The 16,234-nt window shown below is 61.5% G+C and carries 13 protein-coding genes; 4 read left to right on the plus strand and 9 right to left on the minus strand.

All coding sequences use genetic code 11. The annotated features are described in order from the left end of the window. Position 1: 1 nt before the first annotated feature. The 9 genes from folK to dacB all read right to left on the minus strand — a co-directional run bounded on the left by folK (position 2) and on the right by dacB (position 10,067). Positions 2–514: a 2-amino-4-hydroxy-6-hydroxymethyldihydropteridine diphosphokinase gene (gene folK / locus HMPREF2849_RS02665; protein WP_070429765.1), complete on the minus strand. Its 513-nt coding sequence runs from the start codon at positions 512–514 to the stop codon at positions 2–4. Next, positions 511–915: a dihydroneopterin aldolase gene (folB, locus tag HMPREF2849_RS02670; protein WP_016421486.1), complete on the minus strand. Its 405-nt coding sequence runs from the start codon at positions 913–915 to the stop codon at positions 511–513. The genes folK and folB overlap by 4 nt, the downstream gene beginning before the upstream one ends. Before the next feature lie 5 nt (positions 916–920). Continuing rightward, positions 921–1,862: a dihydropteroate synthase gene (gene folP / locus HMPREF2849_RS02675; RefSeq protein WP_016421487.1), complete on the minus strand. Its 942-nt coding sequence runs from the start codon at positions 1,860–1,862 to the stop codon at positions 921–923. 86 nt (positions 1,863–1,948) lie between these two features. Beyond that, positions 1,949–2,524 (minus strand): GTP cyclohydrolase I FolE, encoded by a 576-nt coding sequence (gene folE, locus HMPREF2849_RS02680; RefSeq protein WP_016421488.1) that lies wholly within the window; start codon positions 2,522–2,524, stop codon positions 1,949–1,951. 9 nt (positions 2,525–2,533) lie between these two features. Next, positions 2,534–5,212 (minus strand): ATP-dependent zinc metalloprotease FtsH, encoded by a 2,679-nt coding sequence (gene ftsH, locus HMPREF2849_RS02685; protein ID WP_069358994.1) that lies wholly within the window; start codon positions 5,210–5,212, stop codon positions 2,534–2,536. Between the two features lie 269 nt (positions 5,213–5,481). After that, positions 5,482–6,066 (minus strand): hypoxanthine phosphoribosyltransferase, encoded by a 585-nt coding sequence (gene hpt / locus HMPREF2849_RS02690; protein ID WP_016421490.1) that lies wholly within the window; start codon positions 6,064–6,066, stop codon positions 5,482–5,484. 121 nt (positions 6,067–6,187) lie between these two features. Then, complete coding sequence (gene tilS, locus HMPREF2849_RS02695; RefSeq protein WP_246822091.1) at positions 6,188–7,261, minus strand: tRNA lysidine(34) synthetase TilS; 1,074 nt, start codon at positions 7,259–7,261, stop codon at positions 6,188–6,190. Beyond that, the gene (locus HMPREF2849_RS02700) at positions 7,254–8,534 is read right to left on the minus strand and encodes an amidase family protein (RefSeq protein WP_016421492.1); all 1,281 of its coding nucleotides are present in this window, start codon (positions 8,532–8,534) and stop codon (positions 7,254–7,256) included. Before HMPREF2849_RS02700 ends, tilS begins: the two co-directional genes overlap by 8 nt. Positions 8,535–8,582: 48 nt before the next feature. Further along, positions 8,583–10,067: a D-alanyl-D-alanine carboxypeptidase/D-alanyl-D-alanine endopeptidase gene (gene dacB, locus HMPREF2849_RS02705; protein ID WP_246822092.1), complete on the minus strand. Its 1,485-nt coding sequence runs from the start codon at positions 10,065–10,067 to the stop codon at positions 8,583–8,585. Positions 10,068–10,191: 124 nt separating this feature from the next. On the opposite strand from dacB, the gene HMPREF2849_RS02710 reads away from it, so the two are divergent. The 4 genes from HMPREF2849_RS02710 to HMPREF2849_RS02725 all read left to right on the plus strand — a co-directional run bounded on the left by HMPREF2849_RS02710 (position 10,192) and on the right by HMPREF2849_RS02725 (position 16,134). After that, positions 10,192–10,665 (plus strand): inorganic diphosphatase, encoded by a 474-nt coding sequence (locus HMPREF2849_RS02710; RefSeq protein WP_005510088.1) that lies wholly within the window; start codon positions 10,192–10,194, stop codon positions 10,663–10,665. 153 nt (positions 10,666–10,818) lie between these two features. Beyond that, complete coding sequence (locus HMPREF2849_RS02715) at positions 10,819–11,115, plus strand: rhodanese-like domain-containing protein (RefSeq protein ID WP_016421494.1); 297 nt, start codon at positions 10,819–10,821, stop codon at positions 11,113–11,115. Between the two features lie 157 nt (positions 11,116–11,272). After that, the gene (locus HMPREF2849_RS02720; RefSeq protein WP_070862571.1) at positions 11,273–12,091 is read left to right on the plus strand and encodes a MarR family winged helix-turn-helix transcriptional regulator; all 819 of its coding nucleotides are present in this window, start codon (positions 11,273–11,275) and stop codon (positions 12,089–12,091) included. Further along, the gene (locus HMPREF2849_RS02725; protein WP_070862572.1) at positions 12,088–16,134 is read left to right on the plus strand and encodes a Pls/PosA family non-ribosomal peptide synthetase; all 4,047 of its coding nucleotides are present in this window, start codon (positions 12,088–12,090) and stop codon (positions 16,132–16,134) included. The genes HMPREF2849_RS02720 and HMPREF2849_RS02725 overlap by 4 nt, the downstream gene beginning before the upstream one ends. Positions 16,135–16,234: the final 100 nt, after the last annotated feature.

A 16,234-nucleotide genomic window follows, 5' to 3' on the forward strand; every position in this document is an offset into this window, starting at 1 on the left:
TCTAGGCCTCTTCTCCATCCGCGCTGTCTGCTAGACGCACTGCGTTTACGTCTTCAGGTGCCAGCTTATCGACGAGTGCCGCGACCCGAACTCCCCCCAATTCGGCATCCGGGTCGGCATCGAGCCACGGCACCAGTACAAAGGCACGCTCGGTTGCCCACGGATGCGGCAGGGTCAGAGTCGAATCGTCAGAGATGATCTCCTCGCCGGTGTCCTTGTCGATGACCTGCACAATGTCCACGTCGAGCGCCCGTGGTCCCCAGTGAATTTCGCGCACTCGACCAGCGTCATTTTCCAGTTTCCAACCAGCTTCCAGCAGCTCCATTGGTGTCCGGGACGTATCGACAATGAGCACGGCATTGAGGAAGTCACCCTGCTCTACCCCACCCCAAGGTGGGGTGGCATAAATTTTTGAGGCTGCGACCAATTCATCGGCGAAGAAGGCCTGCACACCAGTTAGGTTTTCTCGCGCGCGGTCCATGTTCGCGCCGATAGAAAGAACGGCGCGAATCATGCCAACCGCTTCTTCCGCGAACGGCGGGCTGTTACCGCAGCGTCATCAAAGTCGAGCGGAATGGGCGCATGCGGTTTGTGAATGGTTACTTCCACCGCATGTAACAGTGGGGACAATCCGCGTTCGGCGCGGCCATCGTCGTCGGCAAGCACTGCTTCGGCAATCTCGGTCGCGACGGTTTCGATGAGGTTGCGCGGAGTGCCGGTCAAAATTCCGTGCGCTGTGGCTGCGATGTCGGCGTAGTTGACGGTGTCGTCCAGCTCGTCGCTGGCAGCGGCACCGGAGAAATCCAACCACAGGGTGACATCACAGATGAAGTCCTGGCCATCGCGGCGCTCGAAGTCGAGACAGCCGTGGTAGCCGCGGGCTTTCAGACCTTTGAGTTCAATGCGATCAGCCACTGTTTCTACTCGTCTCCTTCCAGAGCCGCCTCGGCTGGCGATTCAGCAGGAGACTCATCGTGCTGTGCAGCGCGGTTAGAGCCACCTTCCGGATAGTCGCCGGCCGCGGTGTAACCGGTCAGTGAGCGGCCAAGGTTCCATGCCTGCGCCACCCGCACTGCGTCGAGGTTGTCGGCCACATTGTGAACTCGAACCGCCCATGCGCCCGCCGCTGCGGACAGCGCGGAAATTGCGGTAGTCGCAGCATCAGCCTGCTTTGGCGCGCGAGCCTCACTGCCGACGGCGGCGGCGAAACGCTTGCGGGAGGCACCGACCAATACGGGGAAACCGAGGTCAATAAGCTCCGGCAGGCCGTGGAGGAGCGCCCAATTGTCATCGGCGTTTTTGGCAAAGCCCAGGCCTGGATCCAGGACAATATTTTCCTCGACGATGCCGGCGCCCATGGCACCGTCGACAAGCTGAAGCAGGTGCTCACGGACATCGGCGACAATGCCGTCCGGGTGAGTTTCGGCGCGTCCAGAAGCGGAGCCGAAGCGATCGGTCTTCCAGTGCATCAGGCAGATGGGCACATCGGCATCGGCGCAGACTGCGTACATGTTGGGGTCTGCGAGACCGCCGGAGACATCGTTGATGAACACCGCGCCCTCGGCGATTGCTGCCTCTGCGACACTTGCGCGCATAGTATCGACGCTGATCAGGTGCCCGTCTGCCGCGAGCTCACGGACCACCGGCACGACTCGGGCAATTTCCTCATCCTCGGAAACGCGGTGTGCGCCGGGGCGAGTGGACTCGCCACCGATGTCGAGAATATGTGCGCCTTCAGCGAGCAGCTCGTGCGCATGGGCAATCGCCGCGTCGAAGGTCTTGTACAGGCCGCCATCGGAAAAGCTGTCCTCGGTGACGTTGACAATGCCCATCACTTTGCAGAGCTGATTCTCGATACCCATCTCCGCCGGCTGTCCTGCCTGCGCTTGCAAGGGGGATTCAGTCACCTTGTTGTCCAGCCTTTCCAATCGACCATTTAACTGTTGCGTTAGCTCTTGCGGATGAGCGCCATTGCCTCTGCGCGCGAACGGGCATCCGTCTTGAAGCCACCGCGGACGGCTGAGGTCACCGTGCGCGCACCCGGTTTGCGGATACCGCGCATGGCCATGCAGAGATGCTCCGCTTCAATGACGACGATCGCCGAGGCCGGATCCAGCCGCTCCACCAAGGCATCCGCAACCTGACTGGTCAGACGTTCCTGCACCTGCGGGCGCTTCGCATAGCCATCGACCAGACGAGCGAGCTTGGACAAGCCCGTCACACGACCGTCCTTGCCCGGGATGTAACCAATGTGGGCAACGCCGAAGAACGGCACCAAATGGTGCTCACAGGTGGAGTAAATCGGGATGTCCTTCACCAAAACGAGTTCTTGATGATCCTCGTTGAAGGTCTTTGCCAGCACCTCAGACGGATCTTCAAACAGGCCCGCGAAAACCTCACGGTAGGCTCGCGCCACTCGCGCCGGTGTCTCCTTCAGGCCTTCCCTGTCGGGATCCTCACCGACGGCAATCAACAGTTCACGAACCGCAGCCTCGGCCCGCCCCTGATCGAATTCGCGCTCCATGATGTGTACTTATCGCTCCTCGTTGGTGTCCGGCTTGTCCTGCCAGGCGCTGTTGTCTTCGTTTCGCTTGACGACGCCGTCCTTATCCGAATCGTGCATCTGTGCCCCCTTGTCATCGGAATTGTCGGCGTTCTTCGGGTTTTCCGGACGTTCTGTGTGTTCCGGCTGCTCGTTATCCGGCAGGCGGAATCCGCGCAGCTCCTGCTGTTGTCCTGCCGACGGCATCACCGTAGTCGGGGTGGCATCGCTGCCAGAGTTGTCCTGGCGGTGACGTCCGCCCTGCCTGTCCCACGGCATCTTCGGAGGGGCAGGGATATTCGCGGGGCCGTTGCCACCGTTACTACCCGTACCGGTTGCCTTCGAGCCGAAGTCCGGCGCACCTGCCGGGTAGTTAGCAGTGCCCGGGTGCTGGCCACGCGCGTTGCCCTGGCCTTCCTGCGAACCCGGCTGGTTCTGCCCATCAGGGCGAGGAGTCGGCGCAGGCGCCGGTGCCGGTGCGGGAGCCGAACTGTGCGTGCTGCCGGTATCCTTCGGCGGCCAACCTGGAGCGGTCCAACCAGCCGGCGGTGGGGTGCCACCGTAAACCGGAACATTCGGTCGGTCCTGCTGGGCGCCCGGCAAACCCGGGACACTAGCATTACCGGCACCAGCGGAGCCTGCCGGCCCCTGACCATTGCCGTTGTTGCCCGCGTCCTGGTTCTCCGGTTCGCGGCGGCGCACCGGCGCGAAGATGTTGACACGCTTCGGCGGTTCCTCGCCGCGCTCGATTGCCAACTCCACCGGTGTCTTCACCGGCTCGCGGCCATCGGCCGGGTGCTTAGTGTCGCTATCGAAGAAGTTCAGGCGCTCACGGGGAACGACATCGGTGAAGATAACTTCCAGATCCGGACGACGCAGAGTCTCCTTCTCCAGCAGTTTCTCAGCCAGAACATCGAGAGTGTCGCGGTTTTCCTTCAAGATGGCGTAGGCCTCGTCATGAGCCTTATTGATCAGCAAACGAACCTGCTGATCAATGGTTGCTGCCACCTCCGGAGAGTAGTCCAAAGAGCCGCTGCCACCGCGGCCGACGAACGGGTCGCCCTGCTCCTCCCCGTACTTCACCGGGCCGAGCTCCGGCGACATGCCGTACTCGGTCACCATGGCGCGAGCAATCTTGGTGGCCTGCTCGATATCGGCAGAAGCACCGGTAGTCGGCAATCCGAACACCAGCTCCTCGGCAGCGCGACCACCCATGGCGAAGACCAGACGGGCAAAGAGCTCTGGCAGGTTATACATGCCCTTGTCGTCCTCGGGGACGGTCAGCGCATGTCCACCAGTGCGACCGCGAGCCAAGATGGTGACCTTGTAAACACGCTCAATGTCCTTCAGCGCCCACGCAGCCAGGGTGTGGCCACCCTCGTGGTAGGCGGTGACCTTCTTCTCCTGCTCGGAAATCACCTTGGAGGTACGGCGCGGACCGCCGATAACTCGGTCGACTGCCTCTTCCAGCGCATCCGCAGTAATGATGTTGCCGTTGACGCGAGCGGTCAGCAGCGCAGCTTCATTCAGCACGTTCTGCAGATCAGCACCGCTCATACCGGCGGTGCGCTTCGCCAGCGACGTCAGATCCGCATCCGGTCCAAGCGGCTTGTTCCGGGCGTGGACCTTCAGAATTGCCTCGCGGCCCTTCAGGTCTGGTGCGCCCACCGGAATCTGTCGGTCAAAACGGCCCGGACGCAGCAGCGCCGGGTCGAGAATATCCGGACGGTTGGTCGCAGCCATGATGATCACACCCTGACGATCACCAAAACCATCCATCTCCACCAGCAGCTGGTTCAGGGTTTGCTCACGCTCATCATGACCACCGCCCATGCCGGCACCACGCTGGCGGCCGACGGCGTCGATCTCGTCGATGAAGATAATGCACGGGCTGTTTTCCTTGGCCTGATTAAACAGGTCACGGACACGAGAGGCACCGACACCGACGAACATTTCAACGAAGTCCGAACCCGAGATGGTGTAGAAAGGCACTCCTGCCTCACCAGCGACGGCGCGGGCCAGCAAGGTCTTACCGGTACCTGGAGGACCGTAGAGCAAAACACCACGCGGAATCTTCGCGCCGAGCTCCTCGTAGCGAGCTGGGTGCTGCAGGAAATCCCTAATCTCGTCGAGCTCCTGGACGGCCTCATCGGCACCAGCAACATCCTCGAACGTGTTGGTCGGGGTCTCCTTGTTCAGCAGCTTGGCGCGGTTGCCACCAAAGCCGAACATGCCGTTCTTGCCGCCTTGCATGCGGCTGAAGAAGTACATGATGACGAAGAAGAAGATCACCATCGGCAGCAGGAAGCCCAAGGTGGACATCAGGAAGGAATCCTGCGTGACCTTGGTATCGAACTTCTCCATGCCCTCGGCGGCGGTGACCTTGTCAAAGACTTGGTCGGTCGCACGCGCTGGGTACTTGGTCATCACCTTCGTGACGTCCTCAGTGCCCTCGACCTCCACGCCCTTCTTCAGGGTGAGGCGAATTCGCTGTTCGCGATCGTCGATCTGAGCTTCCGTGACATTGCCCTTATCCAACTGGGTCAGGGCAACGGACGTATCCACCTCGCGGTATTCCCGGGAATCATCCGCCAGCTGAGTAATAGCAAAGAGGATAATCAGGATGATGCCGGCAACGGTGGCAAACCGGAACACCTTTTTCTTGTCCATACAGTGGGTTCGCTTTTCGCTCTCTACATCTATTAGTTGCTTTTATTAATTGTACGCATCAACGAGTTCTTCTCGAAGACACATCAATGACACAACGTGGGGCCAGGGCTCATGGCACCTGGCCCCACAGTAGGCATAACGCATCGCAACCGAAAAAAGTTTCCAACTCCTACTTTTCACAGCTAGAAGACAGCTAGAACTGCGGGAGGGTAAGCGCGCAATGCCCGTCGTCAAGCATCGGCACTGTGCAATAAGCGCCGAAGACAGACCTAGCCCTGGTAAACGCGCGGGTGAAGCGTGCCGACGTACGGCAAATCGCGGTAGCGCTCGGCGTAATCCAGGCCGTAACCGATGACGAACTCGTTCGGAATGTCGAAGCCAACATCCGCAACATCCAGGCTGGTGCGCACAGCCTCCGGCTTACGCAGCAGCGTAATGACCTCCAGGGAGCGCGGATTACGGTTGCGCAGGTTCTTCATCAACCAGGACAGGGTCAGGCCGGAGTCAATGATGTCCTCGACAATCACGACATCGCGTCCCTCAATATCGCGATCCAGGTCCTTCAAAATACGCACCACGCCTGACGACGAGGTGGAGTTTCCGTAACTGGAAACCGCCATGAACTCCATCTGGCTGGGAATGCTGAGCTGACGGGCGAAGTCAGTCAGGAAGAACACCGCGCCCTTCAGCACTGCGACCAGAATCAGATCGCTGTCGGCATCCTTGTACTTCTCATTCACACGATGCGCCATCTCGTCAATGCGAGCATGCAGCTCCTCTTCGCCAATGAGAACTGCCTCTACCTCATCGCCGTAGGGGTTTGCGGGGACGTTGAAATCCTTCACATCATGCATCGCATTTCCTTTCCGCACTTCTATGGCGGCGTGTCGATGGAGCGTAACTGCCCCAGTGCAAGTTCAGGGTTATGGCAACCGATTGTTCTCAGCCGCCGGAAGTTGGATTGCGGCACCCTTCTTAAGGCACCGCGGGACGATTCATTACCAATTGTAGAGTGCCATCTTTTCGCTCAACGACCAACCTGGCATTTCTGTCGGCACCATCGCGACCTCGGGTCACCGGCACTTCGCCCTGTCCGTGATAGCGGTGCACGAGCGCCATCACCATGTCGATTTGTTTACTACTGGGCTCCGCACCCGCCTGCCTCAACCAACGCGCGAGGACGCGCACCGCGATGGCGTCGTCAAGCTCAGCCACCCCTCGCACAGACAGGCTCCCGCTTGCCAACGCCTCTTCCTCCCCCAGCAGCGCATGCAGAGCTGACTCGGCGTGAGCGTCCAAAAAGTCATTGTCGACTGCTGCAATCGCCGCAGTCTTAGCGAGATTTTCCGCAACTCCCGGACCCAGCTCCTGCTCCAGCAGCGGCAAAATCGTCTTTCGAACCCGGACGCGGGCGTAATGGTCGTCATGGTTGTGCGGGTCGTGCCACACCTTCAAGCCCAGCTCTTCGCAGCAGAGCTGAGTATCTGAGCGTCGCACACCGAGCAGCGGGCGCAGAATCCGAGTCCCGTCAGACCACGTGAGGTTGTCGCGGATGGCGGACAGCGCTTGCGGACCGCCTCCCCTGGCCAGCCGCAGCAAAACTGTTTCCGCCTGGTCGTCCAAGGTGTGGGCGAGCATCAGCGCCGCACCTCGAGATTGGGCGACCTCCCGTAGCACTGCGTGTCGTGCCAAACGCGCCTCATATTCGGGACCACGGTCGGAATTGTTGTTGATATCGACCGCGATAACCTCGGCCGTAGCCCCCATCCCCCGAGCAATGTGGGCGGCGCGCTCGGCAACTTTTGCAGAGCCCTGCTGAAGCTGATGATTAACTACGACGGCGTGGACTTTGCGGCCGGCCAGCGCACCCTTGGGCCCGAGAGCTTCCGCACAGGCCCCGGCGGTCAGGGCCAGCGAATCCGCACCACCGGAAAGCCCAATGACGACACCGCTGCCCAATTCCTGCCCCACCTGCTGCACTATCGCGCGGACAGCTTGCCGAATGATGAGGAAATGAGGGCTGCGGTCCGGCCAAAAAGGTCTAGCCAACGCGCCCACCACTTGCGATGGTTTCCATCGCGGTAAGCAGAATTCGCTCCTGGGTCGGGCGCGCAATCAGTTGCACCGGCAACCCAGAGGTCGGTTCCACAACGATGCCAGCCGGGAATCCCAGGTAATTCCACGTCGAGACGTAGGGAGTGAAACGCAGATTGGACAGCAGGTTCACAATCCAGGGCATGCGATGCCACGCGCGGATTCGCGGTGGGTTCTTGGCCAGAGCCGGGGTAATCAAGATGGTGTCACCCGGTAGCTCACGCTCGATGCGAGCGCCATCGCGTGCCACTTGGCGGCCATTGATTGTGAAACGCAGCAAGCGACCAATGCCGGCGTGGACTCGATTGCGCCACTCCAGGTGATCAGGGCGCGGCTCGTCGCGAAGCTGATCCGCCACCCCCGCAGTCCAGCGCGCGAGCATCGGCAGTGGGTTCAGCGGGTACGGCATGTTCTTTTCCGAGACGGCAAAGCCCTTGTCCGCGAATACTCTCGCCGCCTGTTGCGCCGCATCGACGTACTCCGGTGCAGCCTTCAAACCGAATACGGGCGCAGTGGTGTCCACGCTGACTGCGAAGTTTTCAGGCAGGGTCTTCGCCGGGTCCTCCGCATCCACTATGCCATTTGTGAGGATCTTGGTGATCAGGCGCAAGTCATCGTTATTGACTGTGAGCACCCCTTGGACAGACATTCCGTACCAGTCATTGCCGCCCACGCGCCCCGGCATTGTTCCCGGGGTCGCCTTCAGAGTCGATAGCCCGCAGCACGCTGCAGGGATACGAAGTGACCCCATGCCGTCGTTGCCCTGCGCAAACGGAACCATCCCAGCGGCGACAGCCGCTGCGGATCCACCGGAGGACCCACCGGGAGTGTGCCCCGGCAGAATCGGATTGTCGACGGCCAGTCCCGGCAGCGTCGTCGTCCCCCACGTACAGAACTGCGGATTCACCGTAGTTCCCACCGCGATTGCACCGGCGCTAGTCAACTGCTGGACAAACGGGTTCTCTAGAGCGGTGTTTTCCTTCAGCGCAAATGGCACACCTGCGAGCGGCAACTCCGAGAGTTTCTCGCTTTGCTCGAGTTCCCGCGCAGCCTGCAGAGCCCTATCCGTCCACACTTCACGGAAGGCATGAATCCCTCCATCCAGTCTGGCGATAGCGTCGAGACTGCGCTGCACGCTGTCCACCGGGCTTAGCTTTCCCTCGCGAACCTGTGCGGCAATCTCGTGAACGGTTGGCAAGTTCCTAATCGCGGAAGTGTGAGAGGCCATTGCGGATTCATCTCCTCAAATTATTTTCAGTGGCAAATGAATCTCAGTTTAGATATCCGCAAGGGCGCTCGCTGCCTTATCGGACGCAGCTCTTGCCGGCAACAGGCTCGCCTCGTTGGAAATCAGTGCGAACGTCAGTACCTGTCCCGACTTCGTCACCACATATCCCGCCAACGCCGAGGCTTTATTCAGCGTGCCTGTCTTCGCACGGACGATGCCCGCCCCGGACTGACCAGCAAAGCGCGTCGCCAGAGTGCCGGACACCGCCGCCACTGGCAAGCTATCCAACAGTGGGCGCAACCGCAACGCAGTGCTTTCCGACGACTCCTGCGACTCCGCCAGTCCCCCCTGCTCGGCCGATTCCACCGGACCCGCGGCCGAATTGAGCACCTCGGAGAGATGCTGCGGAGAAATACGGTTATCCGTGCTCAGGCCGCTGGAGTCCGACAGCACCGCGCCATCGAGAGGAAAACCGTGCTCCGAGAGAGTGTCACGCACGGCACGTGCGGCCCCCTCAAAGGTCGGCGGCAGACCGCGAGAGATAGCCACCTCACGGGCAATGGACTCGGCAAGCACGTTGTCGCTATAGTTCATCATCTCGTGCACACGGGTAACCAGCGGTGCCGACTGCACGAGCGCGACGGGGTCTGGATCCAGAGGCAGTGACTGACCATCCTTGGCCGCATCCCTCAGGCTGCCTCCGTTTTCCGCACCAAGCGCCTTGGCCAGTGCATCAGCGGCATCCGCGGCGGGCGTGGCGCTGCGCTGCGATTCTTCATTCGTCGGATCGATACGACCGGCGTCCATCATCACCGACTCCACCGGTGCGATGTAGCCGTCCTCCAGCCCCGCACGCTCCCAGGTCTCGTGGAAACTCTCGGTGAATAGAGAGTTGTCGAGATAAACCTTGCCGACCCCCTCCGGAATGACCACGGAAATCTTTTTCGCCAACTCAGCGATTGAAGCCGAGTCCTGGAAGAACCCTTCCCCGTCCTTGCTTAAGGTGGGGTCACCCCCGCCGTGCAAAACGATGTCGTTAGTCCCCGTAACCCGGGAGACGCGGGTGGAAACCCGATGATCTTCACCTAAGTCCAACAGTGCGGCAGCCGCAGTGAGAATCTTCATGCTGGACGCCGGCATGGCCACCGCGGTGTCATTGATCCCCCACAGTTTCTGGCCGGTAGTAGCATCGCTAACAATTCCATGCAGCTCACCGAAGGCTGGATCGGCCGCAGCAGCGTCCATGATGGCGCTGACTTTTTGGGCCAGAGCGCCGTCGTCAAGCGAAGACTGCGCCGCCGTCACAGGAGCAGAGACATGACTGACCGCGGGCGGTGCATCGACAACAATCTGACGATTGTTATTGACGACAACCGCTACGCCGCTGCCCGCTGCGATAACGAGAACACCGGCGATGGCACCGCCGATTTTCAGTCCGCGCGACTTCTTGGATTTGCCGGATTTTACGGAACTGGGCGATTTTTGCGTGCCCTTAGCGGCGGTTTTGGAGCTGTCAGAGTCGGTACTACCCACGGTCACAAACACCTTCTTCCTGAAAACAAAACCTCACTTAAGGTGCACAAATAAACGGTTTTGAGCGGGTTTCGCATAAGATAGCCGTCAGAGAAGTGTACACCGATTATAAGGAGTCATCGCCGTGAGCGTTGAGGTCACTATTGAGATCCCGAAGGGTCAGCGCAACAAGTACGAAGTCGACCACGAGACCGGCAAGGTCTACCTCGACCGCTACCTGTTCACCCCAATGGCCTACCCGGCCGACTACGGCTTCATCGATGAAACCCTCGGCGAGGATGGCGACCCGTTGGACGCTCTCGTGATCCTGCCGGAGCCGGTTTTCCCGGGCGTTATTGTCAAGGCTCGTCCGCTCGGCGTTTTCAAGATGACCGACGAGGCCGGCGGCGACGACAAGCTGCTGTGCGTCCTGGATGATGTCCGCTTCGACCACTACCAGGACATCGACGATGTTTCCCAGTTCACCAAGGACGAGATTGAGCACTTCTTCGTCCACTACAAGGACCTGGAGCCGGGCAAGGAAGTTTCCGGTTCGGGCTGGGGCGACAAGGCTGAGGCTGAGCGCATCCTGGCTGAGGCTATCGAGCGCCACAAGTAAGAGCCACAAGTAAAAATTGCGCTAGCCAATCTCCCTTTCTGGGGCTCGCACCTTTGACGCAGTTCCCGTGATTCAGCGCTACGGCCGTCGGAGTTTTCCTCCGGCGGCCTTTGTGCTTCCGGCGATAAGGCCAGATTGCGTATAGTGCGCACTATGGAAACCGTAAACGTATCCGAAGTACCCGAAGACGCACAGATCATTGACGTCCGCTCACAGATGGAGTGGGATGACGGCCACGCCACCGGCGCCGTTCACATCCCCATGGAAGAGATTCCGTCCCGCTACGGCGAGCTGGATTTGGATTCCGACATTTACCTGATGTGCCGCTCCGGTGGACGTGCCGCTCAGGTTTCTTCCTGGTTGGAGAAGAACGGTATCGACACCATCGTCATCACCGGCGGCATGATCGACTGGGAGCACTTCGGCCGCCCAATGGAGAAGGCCAACTAAACCAACTACAACTGCCCTGCCTACCCGCAGGGCAGTTTTTCTTTTATCTACCCACCCCAAAGCACAGACCTTCTAACAATCCGCAGGCAAACAGGGACATTATTAGTTGGCCATGTCCCATTATTGACGGTTCCCCAGATTGTCTAGTATGGGAAGTATGTCTGATTCATCCGTACTTTCCTCGGCGGACTCAGCCGACACCAGCGGTGGTGTGGCAGCCGACGTAGACGCGAAGGTGTCTGCTGTCGACGCACAGAGCGGCACCAAGGCGAAGAAGGCTCGCAAGGGAGCGAAAGCCAAAAACAAGGCCAGCGCTAAGTCCAAGTGCAAGCCCGGCTCCGCAAGCGAACCCGCCGTCGCACCGGCCGCCCTGCGCAAATCCGCGTCCTGGTGCCTGGCACAGCTCGATGCGGCTGTCCGTGCCAGCGTCAACGCGGCTCTTGGCCGCACTCAGATTGAGTCGATTTCCATCCGCGGTTATTGGGTTCTGGAGGCCATCGCCGATGGCGGCGACATGGCTCAAACCGAGCTGAGCGCGCTGCTCGGCATGGACCGCTCGGACATGGTTCGCCTGATTGACTCTCTGGAGTCGGCAAATCTAGTCGAGCGCACCCGAGACTCCAAGGATCGTCGCCGCCAGCTCATCGCACTGACAGAAACGGGCAACACTACCCGCGCATCTCTGCGACGCTCACTCCGCAGAGCCGAGCGCGCCGCCGTCGCCGAATGCGCACCCGAGGTACGCGCGCTGCTTGCATCGCTTGCCGACGACTCCGCTGCAAGCCCCGAAACTGACTCCGGCGCGAAAAACCCTGAGACCGCTACCCCAGAGGTCACGGCCACTGAGACAGACACCAAGGACATGGCGGAGAATAAGACGCAGGCGACGTCGTCAAGCGATTCCCAGCGTCCTAAACGGAAGAAGTCGAAGAAGAAGAAAAAGCGCAAGAAGAATAAGAAGGGGGCTCTCAAGTGACAACCACTGAAGCGAAGTTCCTACGTGCTACGGAACAGCCGCTTGAGCGCACACTCATTGACATTGTCCGGGCGACCGCGCGAAGGTTCCCTGAGGCTGAGGCCATCGATGACGGCGAGGTTGTCGTCACGTATGCGGAATTGATCAACGAGATTGATTCCACAGCTACGTGGCTCTACGAACAGGGCATCCGTCGCGGCGACCGCATTGGTGTGCGGATGCCGTCGGGAAGCCGCGAGCTCTACCTGGCAATTTTGTCCATCATGGCTGCCGGTGCCGCCTACGTTCCGGTGGATGCGGACGACCCCGACGAGCGTGCCGAAATGGTCTTCGGCGAGGCCGGTATCGCCGGTTACTTCGATGCTGAAGGCCTACATTTGGCTGGCTCTACGGCGCGTAATCGCCCCCGCCCGCTGGACTCCGACACCGACTCCGACGAGGAAGAGACGGAACCGACGCCGCCGAACGCACGCGAGATCATCTCGCAGGAGCCCACTCCTGACGATGACTGCTGGATTATTTTCACCTCTGGCTCCACCGGTAAGCCCAAGGGCGTGGCGGTCACCCACCGCAGCGCCGCCGCTTTTGTCGATGCGGAGGCCCGCTGGTTCTTGGCCAACCACCCGGAAGGGCCGCTCGGCCCGGACGACCGCGTTCTCGCCGGCCTGTCCGTCGCCTTCGACGCCTCCTGTGAGGAAATGTGGCTGGCCTGGCGAAATGGCGCCTGCCTGGTGCCGGCCCCACGTTCGCTGGTGCGCTCCGGTGTAGACCTGGGCCCATGGCTGATTTCCCGCCACATCACGGCCGTTTCCACGGTCCCAACACTGGCCGGCCTGTGGCCCGCTGAAGCACTCGACAGCGTGCGCCTACTCATCGTCGGTGGCGAAGCCTGCCCGCAAGAGCTGGTCGAGCGCCTGTCCACCCCTGAGCGCGAGATGTGGAACACCTACGGCCCCACCGAGGCCACCGTCGTGGCCTCCGGCATCGAGCTGAAGCCTGGCAAGCCCGTGACCATTGGTTTTCCTCTGGACGGCTGGGACCTCACCGTTATCGACGAGGAGGGCAACCCCGTCCCACCGGGCACGAAGGGTGAGCTAGTCATCGGCGGTGTGGGACTCGCGCGCTACTTGGATCCGGAGAAGGACGCCGAGAAGTACGCGCCGCTGCCAGCCCTGGGCTGGGAGCGCGCGTACCGCACCGGCGACCACGTCATCATGGATGAGGGCGGACTGTACTTCACCGGCCGCGTCGACGATCAGGTGAAAATCGGCGGGCGCCGTATTGAGCTCGGCGAGGTCGAGGCGCACCTGGCTGCCCTCCCCGGCGCTACTCAGGCGACTGTCGTGGTGCAGAAGACCGGTGCTGGCGACTCCATCCTGGTCGGCTACGTCGGCGCCGGTGGCGACGCCGCAGCCATGGACTACGACAAGTGCATGGACACCCTCCGCGATGCCATGCCAGCCGCGATGGTGCCACGCCTGCACATCATGGATGAGCTGCCGGTTCGTACCTCCGGCAAGGTCGACAAGGCGGCGTTGCCGTGGCCACTGCCTGCGCGTGCGGGTGAGGGCGACGTCGACAAGCTGAGCCCTGTGGAGAAGTGGCTGTCCGATATCTGGGCGGACGTGCTGTCCGTACCTGCGCCCGGCGCGGCCTCGGACTTCTTTGCCCTGGGCGGCACGTCCCTGGCGGCGGCGAGCGTCATCGCGCGCATTCGTCAGCGCGCCCCGCAAGTCGCCGTGCGCGACCTCTACGACCACCCGCGCCTGGGCAATCTCGCCGAAGAGCTAGTCGCGCGCGGTTTCATCAGCGACGACATGCTTGCCGACGACGCCAGCGACCCCACCGCTCACCTGGAAAAGGTGCCCGAGCCGACGCCTGTCTCCCGCAAGACCCGTTGGGCGCAGGTCGGCTTCATGGTGCCGCTGCAGTGGGCACGTGGTATGCGCTGGGTAACGTGGCTTGCGATTATCAACTGGGTTATTGGCGGGCCGCTGGCACTACCAGGCTGGTTGGTGGCCGTACTGGCCTTGTTGTTCCTGACCCCACTGGGGGTTATGCCCATCAACGCGGCGACGACACGCCTGCTCACGCGCAACATCACCCCGGGCGACTACCCGCGTGGCGGTTCGGTGCATCTGCGCCTATGGGCGGCTGAACGCCTGGCAGAGAGCTCCGGCGCCCACTCAGTGGCGGGCGCTCCGTTCGTGCTGTGGTATGCCCGCATGCTGGGTGCCCGCATTGGTAAGGGCGTGAATCTGCACGCGCTGCCGCCGGTGACGGGTCTGGTCAAACTGGATGATTACTGCTCGATCGAGCCGGAGGTAGACCTGTCCGGATACTGGGTCGATGGTGATGTCGTCCACGTCGGCGAGGTCACTATTGGCAAGCACGCCCGCATCGGTGCCCGTTCAACGCTGCTGCCCGGCGCGCGTATCGGCAATGACGCTCACATCGAGGCGGGTTCCACCGTCACCGGTGAAAAGAAGGTCAAGGCTGGTGCGCGCTGGTCGGGTTCCCCGGCTCGCAAGGTCGGCCGGTCCAAGCACCGCTTCCCGGAGGAAGTCCCGCCGGCGCGTCGCCACTGGGTGGCTATCTACGGTCTTACCGCGGTGTTACTGACGCTGGTGCCGCTGTCCGCTGCGGTCGCGATGGCTGCTGTCATCGGTTGGGGCACGGGACTTATCGACGGCACCACCGAGCTAACCACCTCGAATCTCTGGCCAACGCTGGGCAGCGCCGTGCTGTGGGCTATTCCCGCCACCTTCGTCGGTGTTGCGGTGTATGCCCTGCTGACGCTGATTCTCGTGCGCCTGTTCAGCATCGGCCTGAAGTCGGGAGTGTTCCCGGTGCGTTCGCGCGTGGGTTGGCAGTCCTGGGCGACAATTCGCCTGATGGACGCTGCTCGTCATGACTTGTTCTTCATCTACGCCTCCATGCTGACTCCACTGTGGCTGCGTGCGCTGGGTGCCCAGATTGGTCGCGACAGCGAGGTCTCCACCGCGATTGGTATTCCGAAGTTCTTGCACGTCAAGGACGAGTCCTTCTTGGCTGACGACACCATGGTCGGCAGCTACGAGCTCGGCGGCGGTTGGCTGCTGGTGGGCGACTCCCGCATCGGCAAGCGCGCCTTCCTGGGCAACTCCGGCATCACGCTTCCGGAACGCAAGCTGGCGAAGAACTCACTGGTGGCCGTGCTGTCCTCTACTCCGAAGAAGACCAAGTCCGGCTCCAACTGGTGGGGTTCGCCGCCAGAGCGCATGCGCCGTGTGGGCACTGTCTCCAGCGATGAGTCGGCGCAGACCTACCGTCCGACTACGGGATTGAAGGTCGCCCGCGGCATCGTCGAGACACTGCGCGTCCTGGCACCGATGGTCTCTCTCATGCTGGCGACGATCACGCTGTTTAGCCTGCAGGGAATTGTTATGTTCACCGCGGAGCTGGTCACTGCAGGTGGCGTTGGCGCTGCCCTGCTCGGCCTGGTGGTTGCGTGGCTGCTCTCCCCTGCCGCGCTACTGATTGTTGGTGTGCTGGGGCTGCTCATCACGGTCGTGGCCAAGTGGGTGTGCGTCGGCAAGCACAAGCCGGGTGATCACCCGCTGTGGAGCAAGTTCGTCTGGCTCAATGAGCTGCAGGATACGTTCGTCGAAATGGTCGCCGCGCCGTGGTACCTGAACCCGGCGATGGCCACCGGCGGCATCGCACGCGCAATGCGACTGCTCGGCGCGAACGTTGGCCACGGGGTGTGGCTGGAGACGTACTGGCTGCCCGAGACCGACCTGGTCACCATCGCGCGGGGCGCCTCTGTCGGCCGCGGCTGTGTCGTCCAGACGCACCTATTCACCGACCGCGTGATGACGCTCGACACCGTCCACATCGGACACGGCTCCGTCCTAGGACCGCACTCAGTCGCACTGCCGGCATCTGTGCTTGACGACGGCTGCCGCGTCGAACCCGGTTCTCTCGTCATGCGCGGTGACCACGTTCCTGCGCACACCTCCTGGCGAGGTAACCCAATTGAGCCAGTGGTGGCCAAGAAGTAGCCCGGATTGAGCGGGGCTTAGGTAGGAGCCTGGTAGGCACAACGGGCTGCAAATGTGAAACTGTGAGAGTTTATGACACTTTCAAGCCGGTAGGTTCAGG

Origin of the sequence: Corynebacterium sp. HMSC073B01 (genome assembly GCF_001838255.1) — a bacterium.
Taxonomy (GTDB): Bacteria; Actinomycetota; Actinomycetes; order Mycobacteriales; family Mycobacteriaceae; genus Corynebacterium; species Corynebacterium jeikeium_D.